Below are 21337 nucleotides of genomic sequence, written 5' to 3' on the forward strand. Positions count from 1 at the left end.
CGAGGGGTAAAGACTAAGCAACAACATTTATCAGTTTATTAGTCTTGTATTTCCTTATCGGGTAATTATTCCACATTTTTCTCTCTAGTTCTGTTTTCTCTGGTCACTTTTGCGAGGGATTTATTAGACATGATAGTTAGCATACTGTTGTCTGATTGAGCTTTTCAACCCTGCATTTTTTAGAATTGACTGTTATTTCGTTTTTAATCTAAAGTCGGCTCCATCCGTTTAAAGAGAGATGTGTCATATAATTTTCTCGTCGATGATGAAGAGCATTGATGATTCATTCTTATCAATAGATGGATCAACGTATTTATTTTTTAGATGAAAAGCTTACATCTATTTAGGCTCAATCATAAGCAGCAAGCGTGCTTAGCGCCCTTGGCAGCTTTTAGGTAAATAGCGCTGATAAATATCAGTCGAGAAGCATTTTCCCGTATAGACATCAAATGCAATTGATTTACCCCGAATCGCTGCATCTAGGCCTTGCTGTCGCAGCTTAAACTCAATTCGGCATGTTGCATTAATCACCACTTTTTCGATATATCGTGTATTCCCCCCAATCTCGCGTCCAGCATCACAATGCTGACCTGAGGCAATGAACTGAGTTCGATATGTGCCAGCCTGCTCAAACACTTCAGCCAGTTGAGCACGTACCACATAGCCCTGATAGCTCATAAACGCCATGGTGGCTAAAATCGCTATCATCGTCAGTACAATCATCACCTCAATTAAGGTAAATGCCTTTTGATACATCATGACTTATCTCCGTACAGCCTTACTTCAAGAAGCCCATACAAAAAGAATCTTGGCCATGCTTAACCGGCCAGTAGTGAAACCTTAGGCCTAATATGCAGAGAAGCCGATGCAACCACAATACAGCTAGTCGAATCATGTTGAATCACATGCGAGCGTATTAATGTAATGATCACTTTCCTGAAAATTGCTCAGATTTTAGCTTTATATTTTTCCAATCAACGATCTTTTAAAATTTATTCGAGAATATAACTGTTTAATTTTGCTACATCTGGGGAAAATCCGGATTAATTTGTCGCTCCTTGCCAAATCAGCAATGACGGTTAAATCGACATATCAATTTTTTTAATTCTATTAATCAATTAAAAACACAATAATTTGAAACAATTTCGACCAATTTTGTCGTGTTAAGCTAGTCCTAGAGCGCAACTCGATGTAACATATCGGGTCTTTAAAATTAACTGTGATAGGACTATGCGCGAGTACGCTGTATTTACTTCGGAATCTGTAAGCGAAGGCCATCCAGATAAAATGGCTGACCAAATCAGTGACGCTATTTTGGATGCAATCTTAAAAGAAGACCCTTATGCACGGGTTGCTTGTGAAACGCTTGTAAAAACAGGTGCGGTTGTACTTGCCGGTGAAATCACAACGACGGCCAATATCGATTTTGAAGCGGTAGTACGCCATACCGTGAACGGTATTGGTTATCACCATTCTGATCTGGGTTTCGATGGTTCGACCTGTGCCGTAATCAACATGATTGGCAAACAGTCACCTGAAATTGCTCAGGGTGTAGACCGTCAGAAACCTGAAGATCAAGGTGCCGGCGACCAAGGTTTGATGTTTGGTTATGCCAGCCGTGAAACTGACGTTTTAATGCCTGCGCCAATTACCTATGCACATCGCTTAATGGAAAAACAAGCAGAGCTTCGTCGTAATGGAACTTTGCCTTGGTTACGCCCAGATGCGAAAAGCCAAGTGACCTTTGCTTATGAAAATGGCAAACCTGTTCGTTTAGATGCTGTGGTTTTGTCGACTCAACACGATCCTGAAATTTCACAAGCCAATCTTAAAGAAGCTGTGATTGAAGAAATCGTGAAGAAAATCATTCCTGCCGATATGTTCCATGCAGAGACCAAATTCCACATCAACCCAACGGGTATGTTCGTGATTGGCGGCCCTGTCGGTGACTGTGGTTTGACTGGTCGTAAAATTATCGTAGATACCTACGGTGGTATGGCGCGTCATGGCGGTGGTGCTTTCTCTGGTAAAGATCCATCTAAGGTTGACCGTTCTGCTGCCTATGCAGGGCGTTATGTAGCAAAAAATATCGTTGCGGCTGGTCTTGCAGACAAGTGTGAAATCCAGGTGTCTTATGCGATTGGTGTTGCTGAACCTACTTCAATTTCAATCAACACTTTTAATACTGCAAAAGTATCTGAAGAATTGATTATTGCCTTGGTTCGTGAGCACTTTGACCTACGCCCATATGGCATTACCCGCATGCTGGATCTGATTCAGCCAATGTATAAGCAGACTGCGGCTTATGGTCATTTTGGCCGTGAAGGCTCTGATACGGCCTTTACTTGGGAAAAAACCGACAAAGTGGAAGCGCTTAAAGCCTCTGCTGGTCTCTAATTTTCTCTTTAAAAAGCCCGCACCCTGCGGGCTTTTTTTATGACTGGGATTTTATTGCTTAAAATCATCTTTTTTACACGACTGACAACTTAAATCGCAAGATTAATAATATACCCCGTTCATTTCCATCATCCTTGAATGCTTATTAAATTAGAAATTTTTTAGTTTCTGGATCTGACTCATTTAATACACTTAAAACAACTTATTAAATAAGTCCTGAGCGAGTTAAAGCAGCATAAGTATTGAAAAAAGTTACAGTTAATCAACAAATTTTGATCTATTTTCTAGCATAAACTTTAAGAAATGACTGTTAAATTAGTTGGCAGCTATACAACAACAAGGGATATTACTCGATGAATAAATTAATGATTGCTTTAGGTTTAGTGGCAACTGTTGCCTTGGTCGGCTGTAACAAAGATAAAGCACCTGAAACCGGGGCAACGACAGGTGAGCATTTAGAAAATGCAGCAGATCAAGCCGGTCATGATATGCAAGATGCAAGCCGTGAAGCTGCGGTAGACACTGAAAGAGCCTTGGATAATGCAGCGGAAAATACAGCTCAAGCAGCTGACGAAGCTGCTGCTGCAACGTCTCGAGCAGCAGATGCTACTGCTGAAGCAGCACGAAAAGCCACTGCGGCCACTGCAGCTGCGGTTGAAGAAGGTGCTGGCAATGTTCGAGAAAAAGCTGAAAACTGATTTTAGCTCTCAGTTTAATGCTTAAAAAGCCTGCGATTCAATTTGCAGGCTTTTTTATGTACTTCATTTGAAAATCCAGAAACTCAAAAATGCTCGATACTGATCTATCGGCATAAAACCATACGATTAAATCTGCAATTTATTTAAGCTGCTTAAGTGTAGAGAATTACAGAATAATGAGATGTTCCATTAGATTTATTTTTATAATTCACTCCCACAAATCAGATAAAGTGATAAAACTTATCAACTATAAGAATGACTTAATACTCACTCATTGGCCAAAATGGGCTGCATTTAAGCTGAAATTCAGTAGAATACCAGCCTTTATTTTTAAAATTTAATCTCCCATGTCAGTCATTGCTGCTGCTTCCCAACGGTCGAATATTTCGGTCTGGGTGGCTTTTATTTTACTTGTAATCGGTACAATCGGTGCCTATCAGATCGTTGGCTTAAATCAGGCTCTGTTATTTTTAATCGGTGGTGCGCTAGGCATGACCCTGTACCATGCCTCATTTGGTTTTACCTCGAGTTGGCGCGTCTTTATCAAGGAACGTCGCGGTCGTGGTCTGCGTGCACAAATGATTATGCTCGCTCTAGCAGTATTGTTATTCTTCCCCGCTTTAGGTGCGGGTGAATTGTTTGGCAACCCGGTCACAGGTAACGTCAGTCCTGTTTCCATGTCAGTCATGATTGGTGCCTTTATTTTCGGCATCGGCATGCAGCTCGGTGGCGGTTGTGCATCGGGTACGCTGTATACCGTGGGTGGTGGTAGTGCACGTATGCTGGTAACACTCTTGTTCTTCTGTATCGGCTCTGTGATTGCAACCTCACACTTAGACTGGTGGTTTGCCCTGCCGCATCTGGAACCTATTTCTCTGGTACAGAGTTTAGGGGTGATGCCTGGATTACTGCTGAGCTTTGTTATTTTTGCACTGATTGCTGCGGCGACTGTTTATTTCGAAAAGAAACGTCATGGTCGTCTGGAAGTAGAACCAAGCAGTGAGCATCAAGGCTGGAAACGCTTTATTCGTGGTCCATGGCCTCTGATTTGGGGCGGGATTATTCTGACCCTGCTCAACTTTGCGACGTTGGCACTTGCAGGTCGTCCTTGGGGCGTGACTTCTGCCCTGGCAGTTTGGGGTGCAAAAGGCGCCACTTTAGTGGGTGTTGATGTAACTGCATGGGATTATTGGCAGAAAGCTGGCAATGCCAAAGCACTTACAGAGTCGTTGTGGTTTGATATTACCTCGATGATGAACTTTGGCATCATGCTCGGTGCTTTGCTGGCAGCCAGTCTGGCAGGTAAGTTTGCCCCGAATTTCAACATTCCGAAACGCTCGCTCATTGCTGCTGTTGTCGGTGGCATCATGCTCGGCTATGGTGCACGCCTGGCTTATGGCTGTAATATTGGTGCGTATTTCAGTGGCATCGCTTCAGGCAGTTTACATGGCTGGTTATGGCTGGTGTTTGCCTTTATCGGTAATGGTATTGGGGTGAAACTTCGTCCAATCTTCTTCCCGGAAGAAAAACCACAAGCTGAAAAAATTACAGGTTGTTAATCATTTAAATTAAAAAGCCCATCTTAATGATGGGCTTTTTTATCTTTAAGATTTAAAGCGCGGCTTTTAAATTACAACCATAACCCATGGTCTGCTGAACCTGACGATAAGTGGTATAGCGATCCAGAATAAAAGTATAGAAGTGATCGGCATTCGAAAAATTGTCTTTTAGATTTTCATTGGCAGCATTCGGCAATTGGATGTCATCGACCAGTTCCAGATTATAATGCCCCAAACGATACATATCGGCAAAATAAGCATTCATCATATCGCAATAGGCAATTTTACTTGGTTTTAATGCCGTACTGCTGACCAAATGACGGTTTAAAGTTTGCAGATTATTCACATCTAAAGGAAACTGGTGTGAGAAAGCAATACTTTCTAGTTTTTTAAATTTCTGAAAATCCTGAGCCAATTGGCTATTGAGTGCATCAAAACGTTGCTGCAATTCCTGCGCTGTCTGAACCTGATATTTGACTGGATCGACGACCGGTTTTTGTGGCTCTTTCGAGCATGCTGTTAATCCAATGAGCAGCGCCAATGACGTTAGCCATACCTTCATATCTATGCACTCAATCTAAATATAAACGCTTATTATGCCTGAAAGATGCCAGATGTACTGTTTAAAGTGTTTTCTCATTCATATAACGCCAGTAGCGTTTCGGTACATATTGAATATGCAGTTTCATATTGTTACGTGTCTGAATATTCACACTATTAAAATAATCTTTCCAGAGCTGATCATACAGCCATTCATCATCATCCAGTTCGATACTGAATGACTGACTGTGCCCAATCTGGATTTGCGGATCGATTGCTTCAGCATTCATCTCGACCTGATGTACCTGCTCTAAATCATAATAAATCCCGTAATTGCGCAGCTCATCATAAATCAGCCAGGATTGATCCTGATAGCGCTCCTGAAAATGTCGGGAAATAATCGGTAGAACATTAAAGTCCGGCTTAACCAGACTCAGGAATAGTCCATCCTTGGCCTTTTTAAAGCGTACAAAAGCCTCCATACGGTGCTTTTCCCGTCCGACTTGCTTGGCCCATTGCGACATACCGATAACTGCATGATGACCATAATCTTTATCGACAGGTCGCTGGTTTTTAAATACATAAACCGCGAAATCAAATAGAATCTGAAACGCTGCTTCTTGTTCCGACAGAAAAGTATAGTAAAAAGTACGCAAGCTGCTGGAGGAGACTTTTTGCTTGAGCCCCTGCCAGACCCGCTGTCCATGCTCATCATTAGAGCTAACATAAATAAATTCATCAAACAGGCCATTTTGTGCTTGTGGATTGGCAGTGATGCGGGCATTCAGTTCCTTAAACTCAAAAGCCCGAAATACACAACTGAGCAAGCCGGTCATGCTGCCATCAAAACAGTAACAGGCCATCAGAATGCCAGTCCAAGCTGTGGTGAAAGCTGCTGCTGATATTTAGATTGGCCAGACTGTAAAATTTGCTGACGGATCTGATGCGATTGCTGATCTTTCTTAAATTTTGGCGTATCAGCACAGCGGATAAAATGCTGTGCGCGGTTATATGCCACACCCATGCGTTTTAGCTGATCGATATGAATCTGACCAAAACGGCGTGCCTGTACAATTTTTTTGGCCGAACGTACCCCAATACCCGGTACACGCAAAATTATTTTATAGTCGGCATGGTTAATATCAACTGGAAAAGCTTCAGGATGTCGCAAGGCCCAGCTGAGTTTGGGATCAATATCCAGATCCAGATTCGGATGCTGGTCATCGACAATTTCATCGGCAGAAAATTCATAAAAACGCATTAACCAGTCGGATTGATATAGACGGTTTTCTCTTAACAAAGGCGGCGCTGAACCAACAGCCGGTAAGGCTTTTTCTTCAGGGTTAATCGGAATATAGCCGGAAAAATACACCCGTTTCAGCTTAAATTCCTTGTAATGCCGATCGGCCATTAAAATAATGTCTTGGTCAGTTTCGCTATGTGCGCCTACCACCATCTGTGTGGTTTGTCCGGCAGGTACAAATTTTGGCACCGTTTTAATCAATTTGCGTTCATCTTTGAGCTGGATCAGTCGATCCCGCACAATCCCCAAATCTTTTTGTACTTCGGCATGGGTTTTTTCAGGCGCAAACTTCTGTAATCCGGCTTCAGTCGGCATTTCCAGATTAATACTCATGCGGTCTACGTATAGTCCGGCTTCGGTAATGATTTCCTGAGATGCACCCGGAATGGTTTTCAAATGAATATAGCCATTAAAGTTTTCTTCTAGTCGCAGTTTTTTCACCACCTGTAGCATCCGCTCCATGGTGTGATCCGCAGATTTGAAAATGCCCGAGCTTAAAAACAGACCTTCAATATAATTACGGCGGTAAAAGTTCATGGTCAAATCCACCACTTCCTGCACGGTAAATGCTGCTCGCTTGACGTCATTGGAACGGCGCGAAACACAATAAGAGCAATCAAAAATACAGACATTGGAAAATAGAATTTTCAGCAAGGAAACGCAGCGGCCATCTTCGGTATAGCTATGACAAATACCATTGCCGGTATTTCCTACCCCTTTGTCTTTATTTTTACGATTGCTTCCACTGGATGAACAGGACACATCATACTTGGCAGCATCGGCTAAAATTTGCAGTTTTTCACGGATACGATCAGACATGAGCTCAGAAAGATTTGACCAAAATGCTATTATAAAGTCTTCAATTGCAGCGCTATAGTTAATCTGCCTGGCTAGCGACATAGCGTGTCGTGAGAAATGTAAATGACAGCTAAGCAAAGTTTAAGTATTTCAAAATAAAATAACCAATATGATTTGCTTAATTTTGAACTCAAGGGCAAAGTAAAAACATAACAAGGAGCAAATCTATGTCTTTATTAGAAAATCTCGGAATTAAACATCCTATTTTCTTGGCGCCGATGGCAGGTGTCTCTACAGCTGAACTTGCAGCTGAAGTGTCCAATCAAGGCGGCTTGGGTTCACTCGGTTTGGGAGCCAGCAGTATCGAGGCAGCACGACAACAGATTTTAAAAACTCAAGAATTGACAGACTGCCCTTTTCAGGTGAATTTTTTCTGTCATGACAGTGTGCCCCTAGATGAAGCTGTCGCGCAGGCATGGATCGCACAGTTTAAAAATAAATTTATTGAATATGGGGCGCAGCCACCCGAGCATTTAAACTGTATTTATCCGAGCTTTAAAGACAATGATGACTTCCTGAATCTGGTGCTGGAAACCAAACCACGGGCGGTCAGTTTTCATTTTGGCATTCCGCATCCGCATCAGATTCAAGCCTTAAAACAGGCAGGAATTTTAACCATGGTTTCTGCGACCAATTTTGCCGAAGCCAAAGCCATCGAAGCTGCCGGAATTGATATTATTATTGCCCAAGGCATTGAAGCCGGCGGTCATCGTGGAATTTTCAGTACCAAATTCGATGCTTCGGTCAAAACCTCTAATCTGGTGAAACTGATCAAACAGCATTGTTCCCTGCCGATTGTAGCGGCAGGCGGGATTATGGACGGCCAACAGGCAAGACAAATGCTGGATTTCGGTGCCGATGCCGTGCAACTTGGCACTGCATTTGTACAGTGCAAATCGTCCAATGCCAACGAGGCTTATCGTAAAGCCCTGCTTTCCAAGCCACTCACTCAAGTCAGTGCCAGTATTTCCGGTCGCCCTGCTCGCGGAATCATCAACCACTGGCATATGGATGTCGACACACCCGATCGTCTGGATGTGCCGGCTTATCCTTATACCTATGATCTGGCCAAGCAATTACATGCTGCTGCAGCCAAACAAGACGATCAGGGTTATGGCGCGTTCTGGGCAGGCTCAAATGTGGCACAAATTCGTGAAATGGAAGCGTCTGATCTGATCAATCAGCTGGTGCTGGAAATGAAACATCTCTAAAATTTATCAGCATAAAAAACCTCTCTAATTAGAGAGGTTTTTTATTCAGTCGGACTTAGCGGGTAAGTCGATGCCAGGCATCTTTGACTGCAAACTTGGCTTCTTCCCAATTTAAGCGGGATTCACCTTTCACCTGTTCCCACTTGGTCCGTAGTTCAGGTTCCGCATGGTCAAAATCTGTATCACGATCATACATGGCACGGTTTTCATAACCTACGCGATAAGCGCCGCGATAGTCACGATCATAATCTAGATCGCTGTAGCTATTCCGCGTTTCATTAAAATACGGGCGATTATGATACTCATCGCGCCAGTAATTATCTTCGGCAATCAACTGGTCAGGATGCTGATAATTATCTGCCTCACTTCGAACTTCTGGATGCTGGTAGTTATCTGCCTGTTTTTGGCGATCTGATGTTGCAATATCATTACCGGCAATGCCACCAACCACACCACCGATAATGCCGCCCACCACTGCACCTGGAGGACCACCGACCAGACCTGCAACGGCCCCTACAGCAGCACCACCTACTGTACCCGCACCGGTCGCGGCCAGATTATCTTTGCCTTCATTCATATCTGGCACATTCGGATTATCTTTTTCAGGAGTATTTAAATCCGGACGTGCATTGGCATCAGTAGGATCTATATTTAAGCCTTCGCTGCGTTCTTGTGGCAATTCCGTTGACGTTTTATGGCTAAATTCTGTGACTGGACGATTGGTATTTGTCATTACAGATCTCCCTTGGTGATGACTACAAACAAGAAGGATCACCTCCTGTTCATATTAGATGAATCCATCATAGAACAAGTTTAAGTAAGCAATGTCCAAGTCCTGTCCGGTTTAAGTCAACAAAATGTTGTGCTATGTATTTGACCGGCTTAAGTGTAAACAGCGTGCTAAAATCGACGCGCTCAAGATAAAAAAGGTAGTATTTCTACACAAAACATATTTCTTGATTACCTCCTACTAGCCTGCCATCATTTGGTCTCTAATAAATTGACCTGTTCGACCTGAACATCACTCATGGTTGAGCCATGTTCAAGTAAAGTATTAAAATAATCTTCTACTACACGATATTGATCAGCTGTATTTTCTACCTGATACATGCCCTGACGAAACTCGTTGCTTGAACGCAGACCTTTGGTATACCAGGCAATATGTTTCCGGGAAATTCGGCAACCGGAATACTCGCCATAAAACTCATATAGCTCAGCCAAATGTCCCAATAGAACATCCTTAACTTCTGTAATACTCGGCGCATCCAGATATTGGCCAGTTTTTAAATAATGGGCAATTTCACGAAAAATCCAGGGACGACCTTGTGCTGCACGTCCGATCATGATGGCATCTGCACCGGTATAATCCAGTACATATTTGGCTTTTTCAGGACTGTCGATATCTCCGTTGGCAATCACGGGAATATTCAACATGTCTTTTACATCTTTAATGAGTGAATAGCGGGCGGTATTTAAATACATATCTTCACGGGTACGGCCATGTAAAGCCAGCGCCGCAATTCCGGCATCTTCCGCACGTTTTGCCACCCGCATGATATTTTCATGACCATTTAAATACCCCAGACGGGTTTTTAAAGTTACCGGCACATCGACCGCAGCCACGACGGTATCCAAGATACGGGCAACTAAATCTTCATCCTGTAGCAAGGCTGAACCGGCTAATCGATTGCAGACCTTTTTGGCTGGACAGCCCATATTAATATCAACAATTTGTGCACCATTGGCCACCTGATAACGCGCAGCCTCAGCCAGATCTTGTGGATCTGAACCGGCAATCTGGGCTGAGATAGGTGCCAGCTCCCCATCAAAATTGGCACGGTAGAGACTTTTTTTGCTCATACGCAAAGTTTTGTCTGAGGTCATCATTTCACTGACCGCATGACCTGCACCAAAATACTTGCACAAGGTTCTAAACGGACGGTCAGTCACACCTGCCATCGGGGCGACAATCAAATTGTTGGACAGTTGATATGGACCAATATACATATAAATTCATCACTTTTTTGATGGGCATAGTATACTGCATCTGCCTTATTCGCTCATCTTTTCAATTAATTTACCACACCATGAATAAAACTTTTGCTGATTGTTTTTCTGTTAAGTCATTGTCTGTACTTGCACTTTCTCTGGGTCTTGCCGGCTGTGGCAATGGCTCATGGTGGTCAAAAGATGATGAACCGACACTTGAAGTTGAACATATTCGTAAAGCAATTCCGAGTCGGGTAAATCAGCGTGAGTCCTGGGCACAAGATATTTACGACATCACCGAACAGCTGGGTATTCCTCAAACCAAGGAAAATGTCTGCACGATTGTGGCCGTGGTCGATCAGGAATCCAATTTTGTGGCAGACCCTACAGTACCAGGTCTGGGAGAAAAAGCGGTTAAAGAAGTTCAGGATCGTCTTGAAGAAAAATTTAAAGATAAACTCGGACAAGCAATCGGTGGAACAGTTGCGGGATATTTCCAGGAAGTACTCAAGAACCATCCAAGCCCAGAAGATAACTATTTAAGCCAGATGCGCCGGGTAAAAACCGAACGCGAATTAGATGAGTTATATCGTGAAATATTTGACTATATGTCGAAGCATTACCATGTCAGCGCACTGACCGGTGCTGCAAAACTGGTCGGCCAGAACATTGGCGAGAAAATGAATCCGATTACCACTTTGGGTTCAATGCAAGTGCATATTAGTTATGTCAAGGAATATAAACGTCAAGGTGGCAACATCGCAGCCTTACGCTCCGATGTCTATACGCAATATGGCGGCCTATATTACGGGATTCATCGTCTAATGATGTATCCTGCAGATTATGACAAACCGATCTACCGTTTTGCAGACTATAACTCGGGCATGTATTCCAGCCGGAATGCCGCTTTTCAGAGCATGCTCAATGATTTAACTGAAGCTGAACTCGATCTGGATGGCGATTTATTACTCTATAACAAAGATGGCGCGATCCGTTCGCAGAAGAGTCAATCCGAGCGTGAGCTGATTAGTGTATTTGCGAAAAATAATTTTATTATTACCGAACGTCAAATCCGCGCCGATTTAAAGAAAGAAAAAGAGAAAGATTTTGAAGATACCATGACCTATCGTGGGATCAGCAAGCTCTATCAGGAAAAAACAGGCAAAGATCCGATGTATGCAATCATGCCGGAAGTGGTCATTTCTGGACCAAAACTGAGTCGTGATTACAATACCAACTGGTTTGCCACCCGTGTCGATGGTCGATATCAAACATGCATGCGCAAAATCAAACACCTAAAACTCTAGCCTTATTTGATTTTGATGGCACCCTGTATACAGACGACAGTTTTACCGGGTTCATTTTCTATGCCTTGAAAAAACGGCATATTTTAAGACGCGGCATTCGTCTCCTGCCCTGGATTCAGGCCTATTATCTGAAGCTGTACCCTGCCCATGCGATGCGTCCAAAATTGTATGGCAACATGTTTAAGGACAGCGATGCAGAAGAAATTTTACAACTGGCGCAGGACTATGCCCAGCAGCTGGTCTTTAAGTTTAATCCAAAACTGTTGCAGCAACTTCGGCAACATCAGCAACTGGGTCATGAGATCGCGCTGGTTTCAGCATCACTGGATTTATACTTGAAACCGGTCTGTACCTATTTAAATATCGATTTACTGTGTAGCGAAGTTGAAATCAAAGCTGGAAAAATAACAGGATTTTATCAGACTCCAGATTGTAGTAATGCGCAGAAGAAACTGAGAATTTTAGAAAAATATCGTCTGGAAGATTATGCTGAAATTTATGCCTATGGTAACAGCGAAGAAGATCAGGAAATGCTGAGTTTGGCACATCAACGCTATCTGGAAGGACAAGATCAGCAATTGCCAAAAATTAATCTACCATCCGATTCAATGACATATTAGGGCTTTAAAATTTCCGCTTTATTGATACGCCATAATAATCTTTAACAAGCACTTAAATGACAGATGAGTTGTCGCTCAATGATACTTTTAAGGCAGATCTGATGACTGAATCATCCAGACTTTTTTGTTTAAATATAAGCTTCATCCATAAAAAAACCACCTCAAATAAGGTGGTTTTTAGCTTTAAGAAATATTATTTCTTAAACGGAAATGCATATTTCACAATACGTTTGATTACGCTGCCATACTGTTTTACCAGACTGGCATTGTTGTAGTTCAAACCATATTTTTCACACACCGCCTGAACTTTTGGCGCCATTTGGCGGTAACGACGGGCAGGCACATCAGGATACAGATGATGTTCAATCTGGTGACTTAAATGACCCGTCAAGATATGGAATGCTTCAGAACCGGTCAGGTTAGATGAACCACGAATCTGGCGCATATACCAGTGACCACGGCTCTCATTTTGCAGTACCGATTTCGGGAACACCTCTACATCTTTGGTAAAGTGGCCACAGAAAATAATACTGAACGTCCAGATATTACGCAGACCATTGGCCACCATATTACCCGTCAAAACTGGCAAAGCAGCAGGACCTGCAATCAATGGAAAGAACACATAATCTTTAAACAATTGTTTACCGATTTTGTTCTGCATTGGGCGCCATTCTTCTTTGGTCTGCTCTTTGCTTTTGCGACCTTTGAAATATTTACCCAATTCAAGGTTCTGAATGGCCACGCCCCACTGGAACAGCAAACAGAATGGCACCGCATAAATCGGTTGTAATAAATAACCCGGTTTCCAGCGCTGTTCTGGGAACAGACGCAATAGACCATAACCGATATCATCATCCATACCTTTAATATTGGTATAAGTATGATGTTTAAAGTTATGGGTTTGACGCCAGTTATCCGAAGTACCTACGATATCCCATTCATAGGTCTGACCATTCATTTTAGGATCATTCATCCAGTCATACTGACCATGCATGACATTGTGACCCAGTTCCATGTTTTCCATGATTTTGGCAAAGCCTAATAGACCTGTGCCTAGCAACCATGCTGGTGGGAACCAGCCTGCAAACAATAGCGCACGACCGGCAATTGATGAATAACGGATGGTTGAATAGACACGACGGATATATTTCGCGTCTTTTTCACCTAAATCATCCAGCACTTCTTGCTTGATCGCATCAAGTTCACGTGCAAGTTCATCGAGTTCTACTTGTGATAATTCACGGTTTTTAGGATTTTTAAAATATTGAAATTTTACTGGCATATTCATAGGATAAAACTCGCTTATAGGTCGATGACTAGATCAGTCTGCGCTGAGTTAACACAAATTTTGAGCAGATTACCTGGCTCAGTATTTCGTGCGCCGTTTACCAAATTCTTGGTCGAACCTTCCACTTTATTGCAGGCGCATTTATTACAAATGCCCATACGGCAACCATGTGTCGGTTTGATATTTTGTTGTTCCAGACTCACCAAAATGGACTGGCCTTTTGGAATACTGACAATTTTTTTCGACTGAGTCAGGGTGACATTAATAAAGCCGATATCGGATTGATCCGCCAGACTCATGCTAAAGGCTTCACCCTTAAACTCTTTGGCTGAAGCAAACAGCTGCTCTGCAGTCGATACAAAACCTGACGGGCCGCAGCAATAGACCGTGCTATTTTCCAGATTTTGCAAATCTGTCAGATAAGTTTCATTCAGACGAGCTGCCGCAGCTTGTTCTTGCGTGGCATAAACATGAAATGAGAAATTTGCATGTTTCTGAGCAAGTTCTTCGAAACGTGCTTTAAATGCTGCATCTTGATGTTTTTTAACCCAGTACCACAAGCTCACTGGTGTTGATAATTCACCCTTTTTGCTCAGGCTTTCCAGCATGCTCAGCATTGGGGTAATCCCGCTGCCTGCTGCAAGCAAGATCAGTGGACTCGCCTGCTGAGGCACAGTCATATCGCCATAAGGCTGACCAAATTCGATGACATCACCCACTTGCGCCTGCTCTGCAAACCAGGTGCTGACTTTACCGGCATGGACTTTTTTCACAGTCAATAACACATGCTGGGCATCTACATGGGTCAAACTATAGCTACGTTCATAACGGATGCCCTTCACCACCACATAGACCGGATGGTGTTGCCCCGCTTTACCAAACTTAAATAAACGATTCACTTGAATTTTCAGACTCAGCATATCCCGTGCAGCATTTTCCTTGTGCACAATCTTGCCCAATGGCTGATTCAACGACCATATCGGATTGAGTTTCTGAATCCAGAAATTAATCGCATGCTGATCGACGACACTGTCAGACAGTGCATTCAACGGCATTTTAAGTTTTTGGAGTACATGCATCGTTATCGACATCATCTTGAGGTTTTGAATTATTATACACATGTATATATATTTGTATATACATGTGTATTGTTTCCATTCATTTCACAAGCCTGTCGTGCTCGGTTATAATCAAACGATTCATGCATGAACCTATTGATGAACGAGCCTTCAATGAAAATAAGCAGTGACGCATCTCTACTACAATCGAAAAGCATTGATGAGCCGATTATCGTACGGAGTGTCGGTCGCAAGGCCACCATTACCAAAGAAGAACTGTTTCAGGCAGCATTAAACCTGATTGGTCCACAAAAAAGTATTGCATCGTTGAGCCTACGCGAAGTCGCACGTGAGGCCGGTATTGCGCCAAACAGTTTCTATCGTCATTTTAAAGATATTGATGAGCTGGCCATTGAGCTGATTGATCGTGCCGGGATTGTATTACGTCAGATTCTGCATGAAGCACGCTTAAAAGCCTCCCGACAAAGCAGTATTATTCGTAGTTCGGTCGAAATTTTTATTGCTCAGCTGGATGCAGATGAAGGCAATTTAAGCCTGTTATTGCGTGAAGGTTATACCGGTTCAAAATCGTATAAACAGGCTGTAGAACGCCAGTTAAATTATTTTCAGCAGGAATTGCAGGATGATTTGATTCGTCTGGAACGCCTGAATAATAGAAAGTTATTACATGCCGATATTGCCGCCAAAGCCATTACTCAACTGGTGTTTAACATGGGGGCCAATGTCATTGACATGCCGGCTGAAGACCGCCAGGAAATTGCCGAACAGACCATGCTCATGATTCGGATGATTCTGGAAGGCGCTCGCCATCTGGAAGATTCGCAGCTGCGTTAATTTTCCAATTTGCGTAAAATGATATAAAAAGAGACGTACTAGACGGATTACTGTCCCAAAGTTAAAGTGATTAGCTTTAAGTTACGCGCGTGTGGCAGGGATGCCACACACTACCTATCACGACAGGACGTCGTGTATGGGTAATAAGAGACTTTTGCCTACTTTGGGGCTTTCCAAAGTAGGGTTGCGCCTGCACAAATCCATTTAAACTTTTAAAGGAAAGATGAGGCTGCGCAATATCCAAGTATAAATATCAGATATTTAAAAACACTATCGAATTGCTTTTATTACTCCATACAATTCAAACTATAGCCTAGTTAAAATTGTGCAACAGTAGTGGTACCAGTCGTCTCTTTTTTATGACGATTACAACAATACAAGTTGAGCTTTGACCGCCTTTGCAGTCGCTTCCGGATACTCAAGCGGAAACATATGTCCGCCTTCGACCACTGAATAATTGATCCGATAAATCTTGTGCATGCCTTGAGGCAAACCCTGCTGATAAAACTGGCTCTGCTCTGCAGTCATCAGATGAATCGGCACTTCAGGTGGTCGTCTTGGCGTACGCCACCACCATGCCGGTACAGTCCGGAAAATCTCCGCTTCTACCTGTTTTGGAATGCTCAAAGTCACCCCACCGCGTTCAGGTTCTGGCTGAATGCCACTCTCGATATAATCAGCAAAACATTGCTCATCAAAATTACTAAATAAGCGGTTTGATCTGAGTGCATCAACTGCGGCCTGTTTCGATGGCCAGTGATCCTTGCGTTTTAGCGTAATTCCTGCAGGTGTATAGCGATCGATACTTTTCAGATTCAGCTTTTTAACCAGTTCAAACATGGCGCTGTTTTTTCCAATAATAAATGGCGGATCCATAATTAACAGTTTGGAAAACAGTTCCGGACGTCGATACGCTGCCATCAAAGTCACCAGACCACCAAAGGAATGTCCGAGACCCACCACCTGCTGCTGAGGAAATTGCTGCTCGATATCTGCAATGACTTCATCGACCAGATAGCGCCAGTCTGGCGTAATCGGATATTGCGACTTCATGCCAATCAAGGGAATCGCTTTGACCTCATATTCAGGCTGGAAACAGTCCAGAAATTTCTGATAGGTTGCCGCAGGGATGCCATTGGCATGGGTAAAATGTAGGGCTTGTTTCATTATTTTCCAAACGCAGCGCGTATTCCTCCTGAAATCATCGGATGAGCTTATTGATCTGAAAAGTCATATGATAGTGCCAAAACGCTCAAAGCATAACCTTAAAGTCATCTCTTCTTATTTTATTAAACGAATTTAAGATTTATTTCTGCGATACCGTCAAATGCTGCATGGCTAGAAAAGTCGCGCCGCAACTGGTCTTATTCCCCGCGATAAGCATTGCTCGTCCTTTGACAGTAACAGATAAATCGCTGGAGATTGCGGTGACCATGGTCTGGCATTTGGGACAATAATGCTTCATGCCATTTAAATGTACGGCGATACCATTCATAATCAAAGACGGCTCACTTCCCACCACAATACCACCGTGAGTGGTTTTGGCACCGAGACCAATAAAGGCTTTGGACATACTTTTTAGTTCTTGTTATTCAGTAGACTGATTTTAAACACAAGAAAAATGACAGGCCAGTATTCCCCGACCAAAACAATATAAAAGCCGAATTTCGGCCATAAAAAAAGCAGCCCGAAAGCTGCATTTTTTAATTGCTTAAAACTTAAGGCTTGACGACTACCATCACCTGAATGGCTTCTGGCGTCACAGATAAACCATCCAGTAGGCCGAGACCTTCTTTCTGCAACTTCTGTAAACGTGAAATTTCATCTTCACGGATACTTGGATTAAACTGTTTCAGATAGGTCAGACGGTCAATTTCATATTGCCATTTATTACCATACACTTCTTTGGCTTGCTGCTTGAAGTTTGGCAATGCACTGCGTGCCAATTCAAGTGCTTGCTGATAACGTGCCTCAATCACATCACGACGTGCTTTCACTACTTGGCGGCAGCTGTTGCCATCTAAATGATGCAGATACGGTTTTAAAATTTCAGGCGCAATTTTTTGTGAAAGATCCTGACCTTTCTCGCTTAATAACACACGAACCAATTGTTGCGGCAGGCTTGATGGCAAGTTCAATGCTTTCGGTGCAACCACATCGACCTTGAACCAGACTTCCAGCAATACCGAACCTTGTGGCAGTGCCGCAGATTTTAATACCGCAACGTTGGTGCTACCAAAGCCTTGAGTATTGATCATTTCCATCACACTTTCAGTGAATGGATGTTCCAGGGTCAGGTATTGCGCATCTTCGCGGATTTGTGCCTGATCACGATAGAAAGTGGCAGTGATGCCTTCTTCATCCAGCGTCAAACCTTGAACCTGCATTTGATCTGTTGGCTTGATGATCACGGTACCGTTACTTTGCTCGTCAAAGTCAATATTCGTGGACGCCATAAAGCGTTTCATGAAGATCGGCAAAGTAGTATTGTCATCATAGTCTTCAAGTGCGTTGACAATTTCCTGTGCCACCACCGGACGGCAAGAGTTGTATTCCAGCAAACGGTCACGACCTTCCTGCAATTCAGCTTCCAAAGCTTCACGTTGCACGCTGACTTCTTCCAGCAGGTCTTCAAACACTTGACCTTTGTCTGCCAATAGACAGTCTTTCAAGCGAACAATAAAGTTTTCTTGCAAGGTTTGTGCGGTTGGGGAAATGTTGCCGAAAATATTTAAAGCTTCGTTATACCAGCGGAACATACGTTCTTGCGCAGTTCCCACCAGATACGGCACATGAATCTGAATCCGGTTTTCCTGACCGATACGATCCAGACGGCCAATACGCTGCTCTAAAACGTCCGGGTTGGCAGGAAGATCGAACAGAATTAAATCAGATGCAAACTGGAAGTTACGCCCTTCTGAACCAATTTCCGAACAAAGTAAAATCTGCGCGCCATACGAATCTTCAGCAAAATAAGCGGCAGCCTGATCACGCTCTAACAAGCTCATGCCTTCATGGAACATCGCGGTACGAATACCGGCATGTAAGCGAAGTACATTTTCCAGCGCTTCAACCACTGGCCCGCTACGCGCAATCAGTAAGACTTTCTTGTGTTTAAGATCGGTACGTAGACGCTCCATCAGCCACATCACGCGTGGATCGGCTTCCATCCATGCACCATCGAGCTGGGCTTCTTCAGGCCACATTTGCTCACGCAACTTACCATCTTTCGACCAGTGTTCCGGTGCTGGTAATGGTGCCGGCTGACAGTCACGACCCGGGAAGCCCTGAATGGCTTCACGCGTATTACGAAACAGGATACGACCGGTACCATGACGGTCTAAAAGTTCGTGAATGGCACGGAAACGCTGCTCAGGATGATCTTCAATTGAATGACCCAACAAGGCCTCAATCGCAGTCAAATGTTCTGCTTCAAGTGGCAGATTTGACATCAACACTTCTGCAATTTTAGCGGTGTGCTGATATTGCGCTTCTTCATCCAGGAAACGATCCAGCGAGTTAAAGCGCTGCGGATCGAGTAAACGCAGGCGTGCAAAGTGACTTTCTACCCCGAGCTGTTCCGGTGTTGCCGTCAATAACAATACGCCCGGCGTATGTTCAGCCAGTTCTTCGACCAGATCATAACGGTCATTACCGCCATCTTCTTCGCTCCACATCAAATGATGTGCTTCATCGACCACCAGCAAGTCGAAACCGGCTTCGAGCGCCTGTTCACGCAGATCTTCATGGTCGACCATCAAATCGACAGAGGCAATAATTTTTTGTTCGGTCAGGAATGGGTTTTGTTCAGGATCATGCTCTTTGATTGATGCAGTACGGGTCAAATCAAATAACGAGAACTCAAGATTGAAACGACGGCGCATCTCAATCATCCACTGATATTGCAGCGAATCTGGTACTAAAATCAGGATGCGTTCAGAACGGCCAGTTTTCAGCTGTTGATGGATAATCAAACCCGCTTCGATGGTTTTACCCAGACCGACTTCATCGGCCAGTAATACACGCGGAGCAAAACGCTGACCGACTTCATGCGCAATATACAACTGGTGCGGAATCAGGCCGACACGTGAACCGACCAAACCGCGCAGTGGACTGCTTTGCATATTGGCCTGCATCAGCAGCGCTTCAATGCGCAAGTCATACCATTCTTTATAATCGACCTGACTGGCCAATAAACGGTCTAGAGGCTTGGACAACTGGATGGTGGCACCAATGCGGGTTTCATTCAGCGATTTACGTTCTTCAGTCCCATCTTCCAGGGTACGAATGACGTGATAACGCACCACGCCATTGCGGTCTTCCACGGATTCTACAATCCATTTGGTCCCTTCCTGATCCTGTAATTCATCTTTCACATTAAATACGATACGAGATAAGGGTGCATTGCTACGTGCATAGACGCGAGTTTCATCGCTTTTCGGGAATAAAATGCTAACCGACCGCTCATCAACATCAATAAGAACGCCTAAACCGAGTTCTGTTTCAGTATCTGATAACCAACGTTGACCAATAGCAAATTGCTGCAATTTTTCCACCTTTATCTTAAGTACAAGATTATGAATATTAGGCTCAATCACGAAACGTCATTGGAGCAAAATTTCACACCTTCAAGCAATGTATTTTGACATAAAGCCCACTAAAAAGTGAGCATAATTCACGCCGATTCAAGAAGTATTTCCTAGAACGGCGCCGGACAATAAAATTCGACCAGCTGATCTGTTTGAGGATGATAAAAACTCAAACGTTCAGCATGTAAATGTAGACGCGAGCTGAGCTGTTGCTGTTCAGGTGTCGCATATAAGGTATCGCCGATAATCGGATGCCCCAGATATTGCATATGCACACGCAACTGATGCGAACGGCCGGTAATTGGCGTAAGTTTCACCCGAGTCACGGCTTGTTCCTGAATATTAAAGTGTTCGATCGCCTGCCAATGCGTGATGGCCGGCTTGTTATGTGCGGGATCTGCGATATGTAAGGGCGGACGGCTTGGGTCATATACCACGGGCACCTCAATGCTACCTTCACCTTCGAGTGTACCGGCAACCACGGCCTGATAGGTTTTGTCGGTCTGGCGTTCCTGAAACTGGCGGGAAATGGTTTTTTGTCCCCATTTTGTGAGACCAAACACGAGAATGCCGGAAGTATCGCGATCCAGTCGATGGATCAGTAAGGTTTTTGGTTCTATTTTTAATAATCGGTTAATCAGGCAATCTTGTAAATCTTCTGTTTTACCGGGAACTGTGAGTAAACCTGCAGGTTTGTGGATGACTATAAAATCGTCATCACGATGTATCAGATGTTCGGTTAGAAAATTACTCAAAGTTCAATCCCAGGCTGATCGCGAAAAACAAGGCGGCCATGATAGAAAGCTTCGCCCATAATTACAATGCGCTTTTATGTAAATGCTGATGAAATTTCCGATTTAGGTCATAAAAATGCTCAATCGCAGCGTATCAACCTGAGGATTGTAAAATGAAGCCTGCCAATTCATGCAAAGATGCATGCTGTCGTACATCTTCATAACGAATATTGGCACCATGTGCACGCCATACACCGACCAAACTCACCACGGCTACAGAGTCCAATCCATAATTTCTTAAATCGACATAGGAATCAATCTCCAGAGCATC

The 21337-nt window shown here is 43.6% G+C and carries 20 protein-coding genes; 7 read left to right on the plus strand and 13 right to left on the minus strand.

From position 1 onward, the window contains the following. Positions 1 to 372: 372 nt before the first annotated feature. Positions 373 to 756: a pilin gene (locus KT990_RS00835; RefSeq protein WP_035337922.1), complete on the minus strand. Its 384-nt coding sequence runs from the start codon at positions 754 to 756 to the stop codon at positions 373 to 375. 474 nt (positions 757 to 1230) lie between these two features. Between KT990_RS00835 and metK the strand changes: the two genes are divergently transcribed. The 3 genes from metK to KT990_RS00850 all read left to right on the plus strand — a co-directional run bounded on the left by metK (position 1231) and on the right by KT990_RS00850 (position 4654). Further along, entirely contained in the window at positions 1231 to 2397 is a 1167-nt protein-coding gene (gene metK, locus KT990_RS00840) for a methionine adenosyltransferase (RefSeq protein WP_005096646.1), read from the plus strand. A gap of 353 nt (positions 2398 to 2750) precedes the next feature. Then, complete coding sequence (locus KT990_RS00845; RefSeq protein ID WP_005096643.1) at positions 2751 to 3095, plus strand: hypothetical protein; 345 nt, start codon at positions 2751 to 2753, stop codon at positions 3093 to 3095. Between the two features lie 347 nt (positions 3096 to 3442). Continuing rightward, on the plus strand, positions 3443 to 4654 hold the full coding sequence (locus tag KT990_RS00850) for a YeeE/YedE family protein (RefSeq protein ID WP_074382887.1): 1212 nt from the start codon (positions 3443 to 3445) through the stop codon (positions 4652 to 4654). Positions 4655 to 4706: 52 nt separating this feature from the next. Here KT990_RS00850 and KT990_RS00855 read toward each other — a convergent pair whose 3' ends face one another. The 3 genes from KT990_RS00855 to KT990_RS00865 all read right to left on the minus strand — a co-directional run bounded on the left by KT990_RS00855 (position 4707) and on the right by KT990_RS00865 (position 7316). Then, positions 4707 to 5216, minus strand: coding sequence for a hypothetical protein (locus KT990_RS00855; protein WP_005096639.1), 510 nt, complete (start codon positions 5214 to 5216; stop codon positions 4707 to 4709). Between the two features lie 61 nt (positions 5217 to 5277). Then, a complete protein-coding gene (locus KT990_RS00860; protein WP_005096637.1) occupies positions 5278 to 6057 on the minus strand; it encodes a TIGR03915 family putative DNA repair protein in 780 nt (259 codons plus the stop codon). Continuing rightward, positions 6057 to 7316 (minus strand): putative DNA modification/repair radical SAM protein, encoded by a 1260-nt coding sequence (locus KT990_RS00865; RefSeq protein WP_218208967.1) that lies wholly within the window; start codon positions 7314 to 7316, stop codon positions 6057 to 6059. Before KT990_RS00865 ends, KT990_RS00860 begins: the two co-directional genes overlap by 1 nt. 206 nt (positions 7317 to 7522) lie before the next feature. Between KT990_RS00865 and KT990_RS00870 the strand changes: the two genes are divergently transcribed. Further along, positions 7523 to 8566, plus strand: coding sequence for an NAD(P)H-dependent flavin oxidoreductase (locus KT990_RS00870; protein WP_180000366.1), 1044 nt, complete (start codon positions 7523 to 7525; stop codon positions 8564 to 8566). A 55-nt stretch (positions 8567 to 8621) separates the two neighbouring features. Here the strand turns inward: KT990_RS00870 and KT990_RS00875 are convergent, their stop codons facing one another. Next, positions 8622 to 9299, minus strand: a complete 678-nt coding sequence (locus KT990_RS00875; protein ID WP_005171321.1) for a hypothetical protein — start codon at positions 9297 to 9299, stop codon at positions 8622 to 8624. Between the two features lie 248 nt (positions 9300 to 9547). Further along, positions 9548 to 10573: a tRNA dihydrouridine synthase DusB gene (gene dusB, locus KT990_RS00880; protein ID WP_100328724.1), complete on the minus strand. Its 1026-nt coding sequence runs from the start codon at positions 10571 to 10573 to the stop codon at positions 9548 to 9550. Between the two features lie 80 nt (positions 10574 to 10653). On the opposite strand from dusB, the gene KT990_RS00885 reads away from it, so the two are divergent. Both KT990_RS00885 and KT990_RS00890 read left to right on the plus strand, forming a co-directional pair. Next, a complete protein-coding gene (locus KT990_RS00885; RefSeq protein WP_005096631.1) occupies positions 10654 to 11862 on the plus strand; it encodes a DUF1615 family protein in 1209 nt (402 codons plus the stop codon). Continuing rightward, the gene (locus KT990_RS00890) at positions 11829 to 12482 is read left to right on the plus strand and encodes an HAD family hydrolase (protein ID WP_005096629.1); all 654 of its coding nucleotides are present in this window, start codon (positions 11829 to 11831) and stop codon (positions 12480 to 12482) included. Before KT990_RS00885 ends, KT990_RS00890 begins: the two co-directional genes overlap by 34 nt. 193 nt (positions 12483 to 12675) lie before the next feature. On the opposite strand, the gene KT990_RS00895 is transcribed toward KT990_RS00890, so the two are convergent. Together KT990_RS00895 and KT990_RS00900 are read right to left on the minus strand one after the other, a co-directional pair. Further along, entirely contained in the window at positions 12676 to 13770 is a 1095-nt protein-coding gene (locus tag KT990_RS00895; RefSeq protein WP_005096627.1) for a fatty acid desaturase family protein, read from the minus strand. Between the two features lie 14 nt (positions 13771 to 13784). Further along, positions 13785 to 14849: a flavin reductase family protein gene (locus KT990_RS00900; protein ID WP_218208968.1), complete on the minus strand. Its 1065-nt coding sequence runs from the start codon at positions 14847 to 14849 to the stop codon at positions 13785 to 13787. 153 nt (positions 14850 to 15002) lie between these two features. Between KT990_RS00900 and fabR the strand changes: the two genes are divergently transcribed. Next, positions 15003 to 15683, plus strand: coding sequence for an HTH-type transcriptional repressor FabR (gene fabR, locus KT990_RS00905; protein WP_005096625.1), 681 nt, complete (start codon positions 15003 to 15005; stop codon positions 15681 to 15683). A 366-nt stretch (positions 15684 to 16049) separates the two neighbouring features. Here the strand turns inward: fabR and KT990_RS00910 are convergent, their stop codons facing one another. From KT990_RS00910 to KT990_RS13440, 5 genes are all read right to left on the minus strand, one after another. Continuing rightward, positions 16050 to 16850: an alpha/beta fold hydrolase gene (locus tag KT990_RS00910; RefSeq protein WP_005096624.1), complete on the minus strand. Its 801-nt coding sequence runs from the start codon at positions 16848 to 16850 to the stop codon at positions 16050 to 16052. 139 nt (positions 16851 to 16989) lie between these two features. Beyond that, positions 16990 to 17256, minus strand: coding sequence for a PAAR domain-containing protein (locus KT990_RS00915; RefSeq protein ID WP_218208969.1), 267 nt, complete (start codon positions 17254 to 17256; stop codon positions 16990 to 16992). Between the two features lie 145 nt (positions 17257 to 17401). Then, positions 17402 to 20239, minus strand: a complete 2838-nt coding sequence (gene rapA / locus KT990_RS00920; protein WP_180075175.1) for an RNA polymerase-associated protein RapA — start codon at positions 20237 to 20239, stop codon at positions 17402 to 17404. A gap of 143 nt (positions 20240 to 20382) precedes the next feature. After that, positions 20383 to 21027: an RluA family pseudouridine synthase gene (locus KT990_RS00925; RefSeq protein WP_180075765.1), complete on the minus strand. Its 645-nt coding sequence runs from the start codon at positions 21025 to 21027 to the stop codon at positions 20383 to 20385. Between the two features lie 133 nt (positions 21028 to 21160). Beyond that, positions 21161 to 21337 (minus strand): phosphopantetheine-binding protein (locus KT990_RS13440; protein WP_228730822.1); only part of this gene is annotated, 177 nt, incomplete at its 5' end.

Source organism: Acinetobacter sp. F9, assembly GCF_019195275.1.
GTDB lineage: Bacteria > Pseudomonadota > Gammaproteobacteria > Pseudomonadales > Moraxellaceae > Acinetobacter > Acinetobacter pseudolwoffii.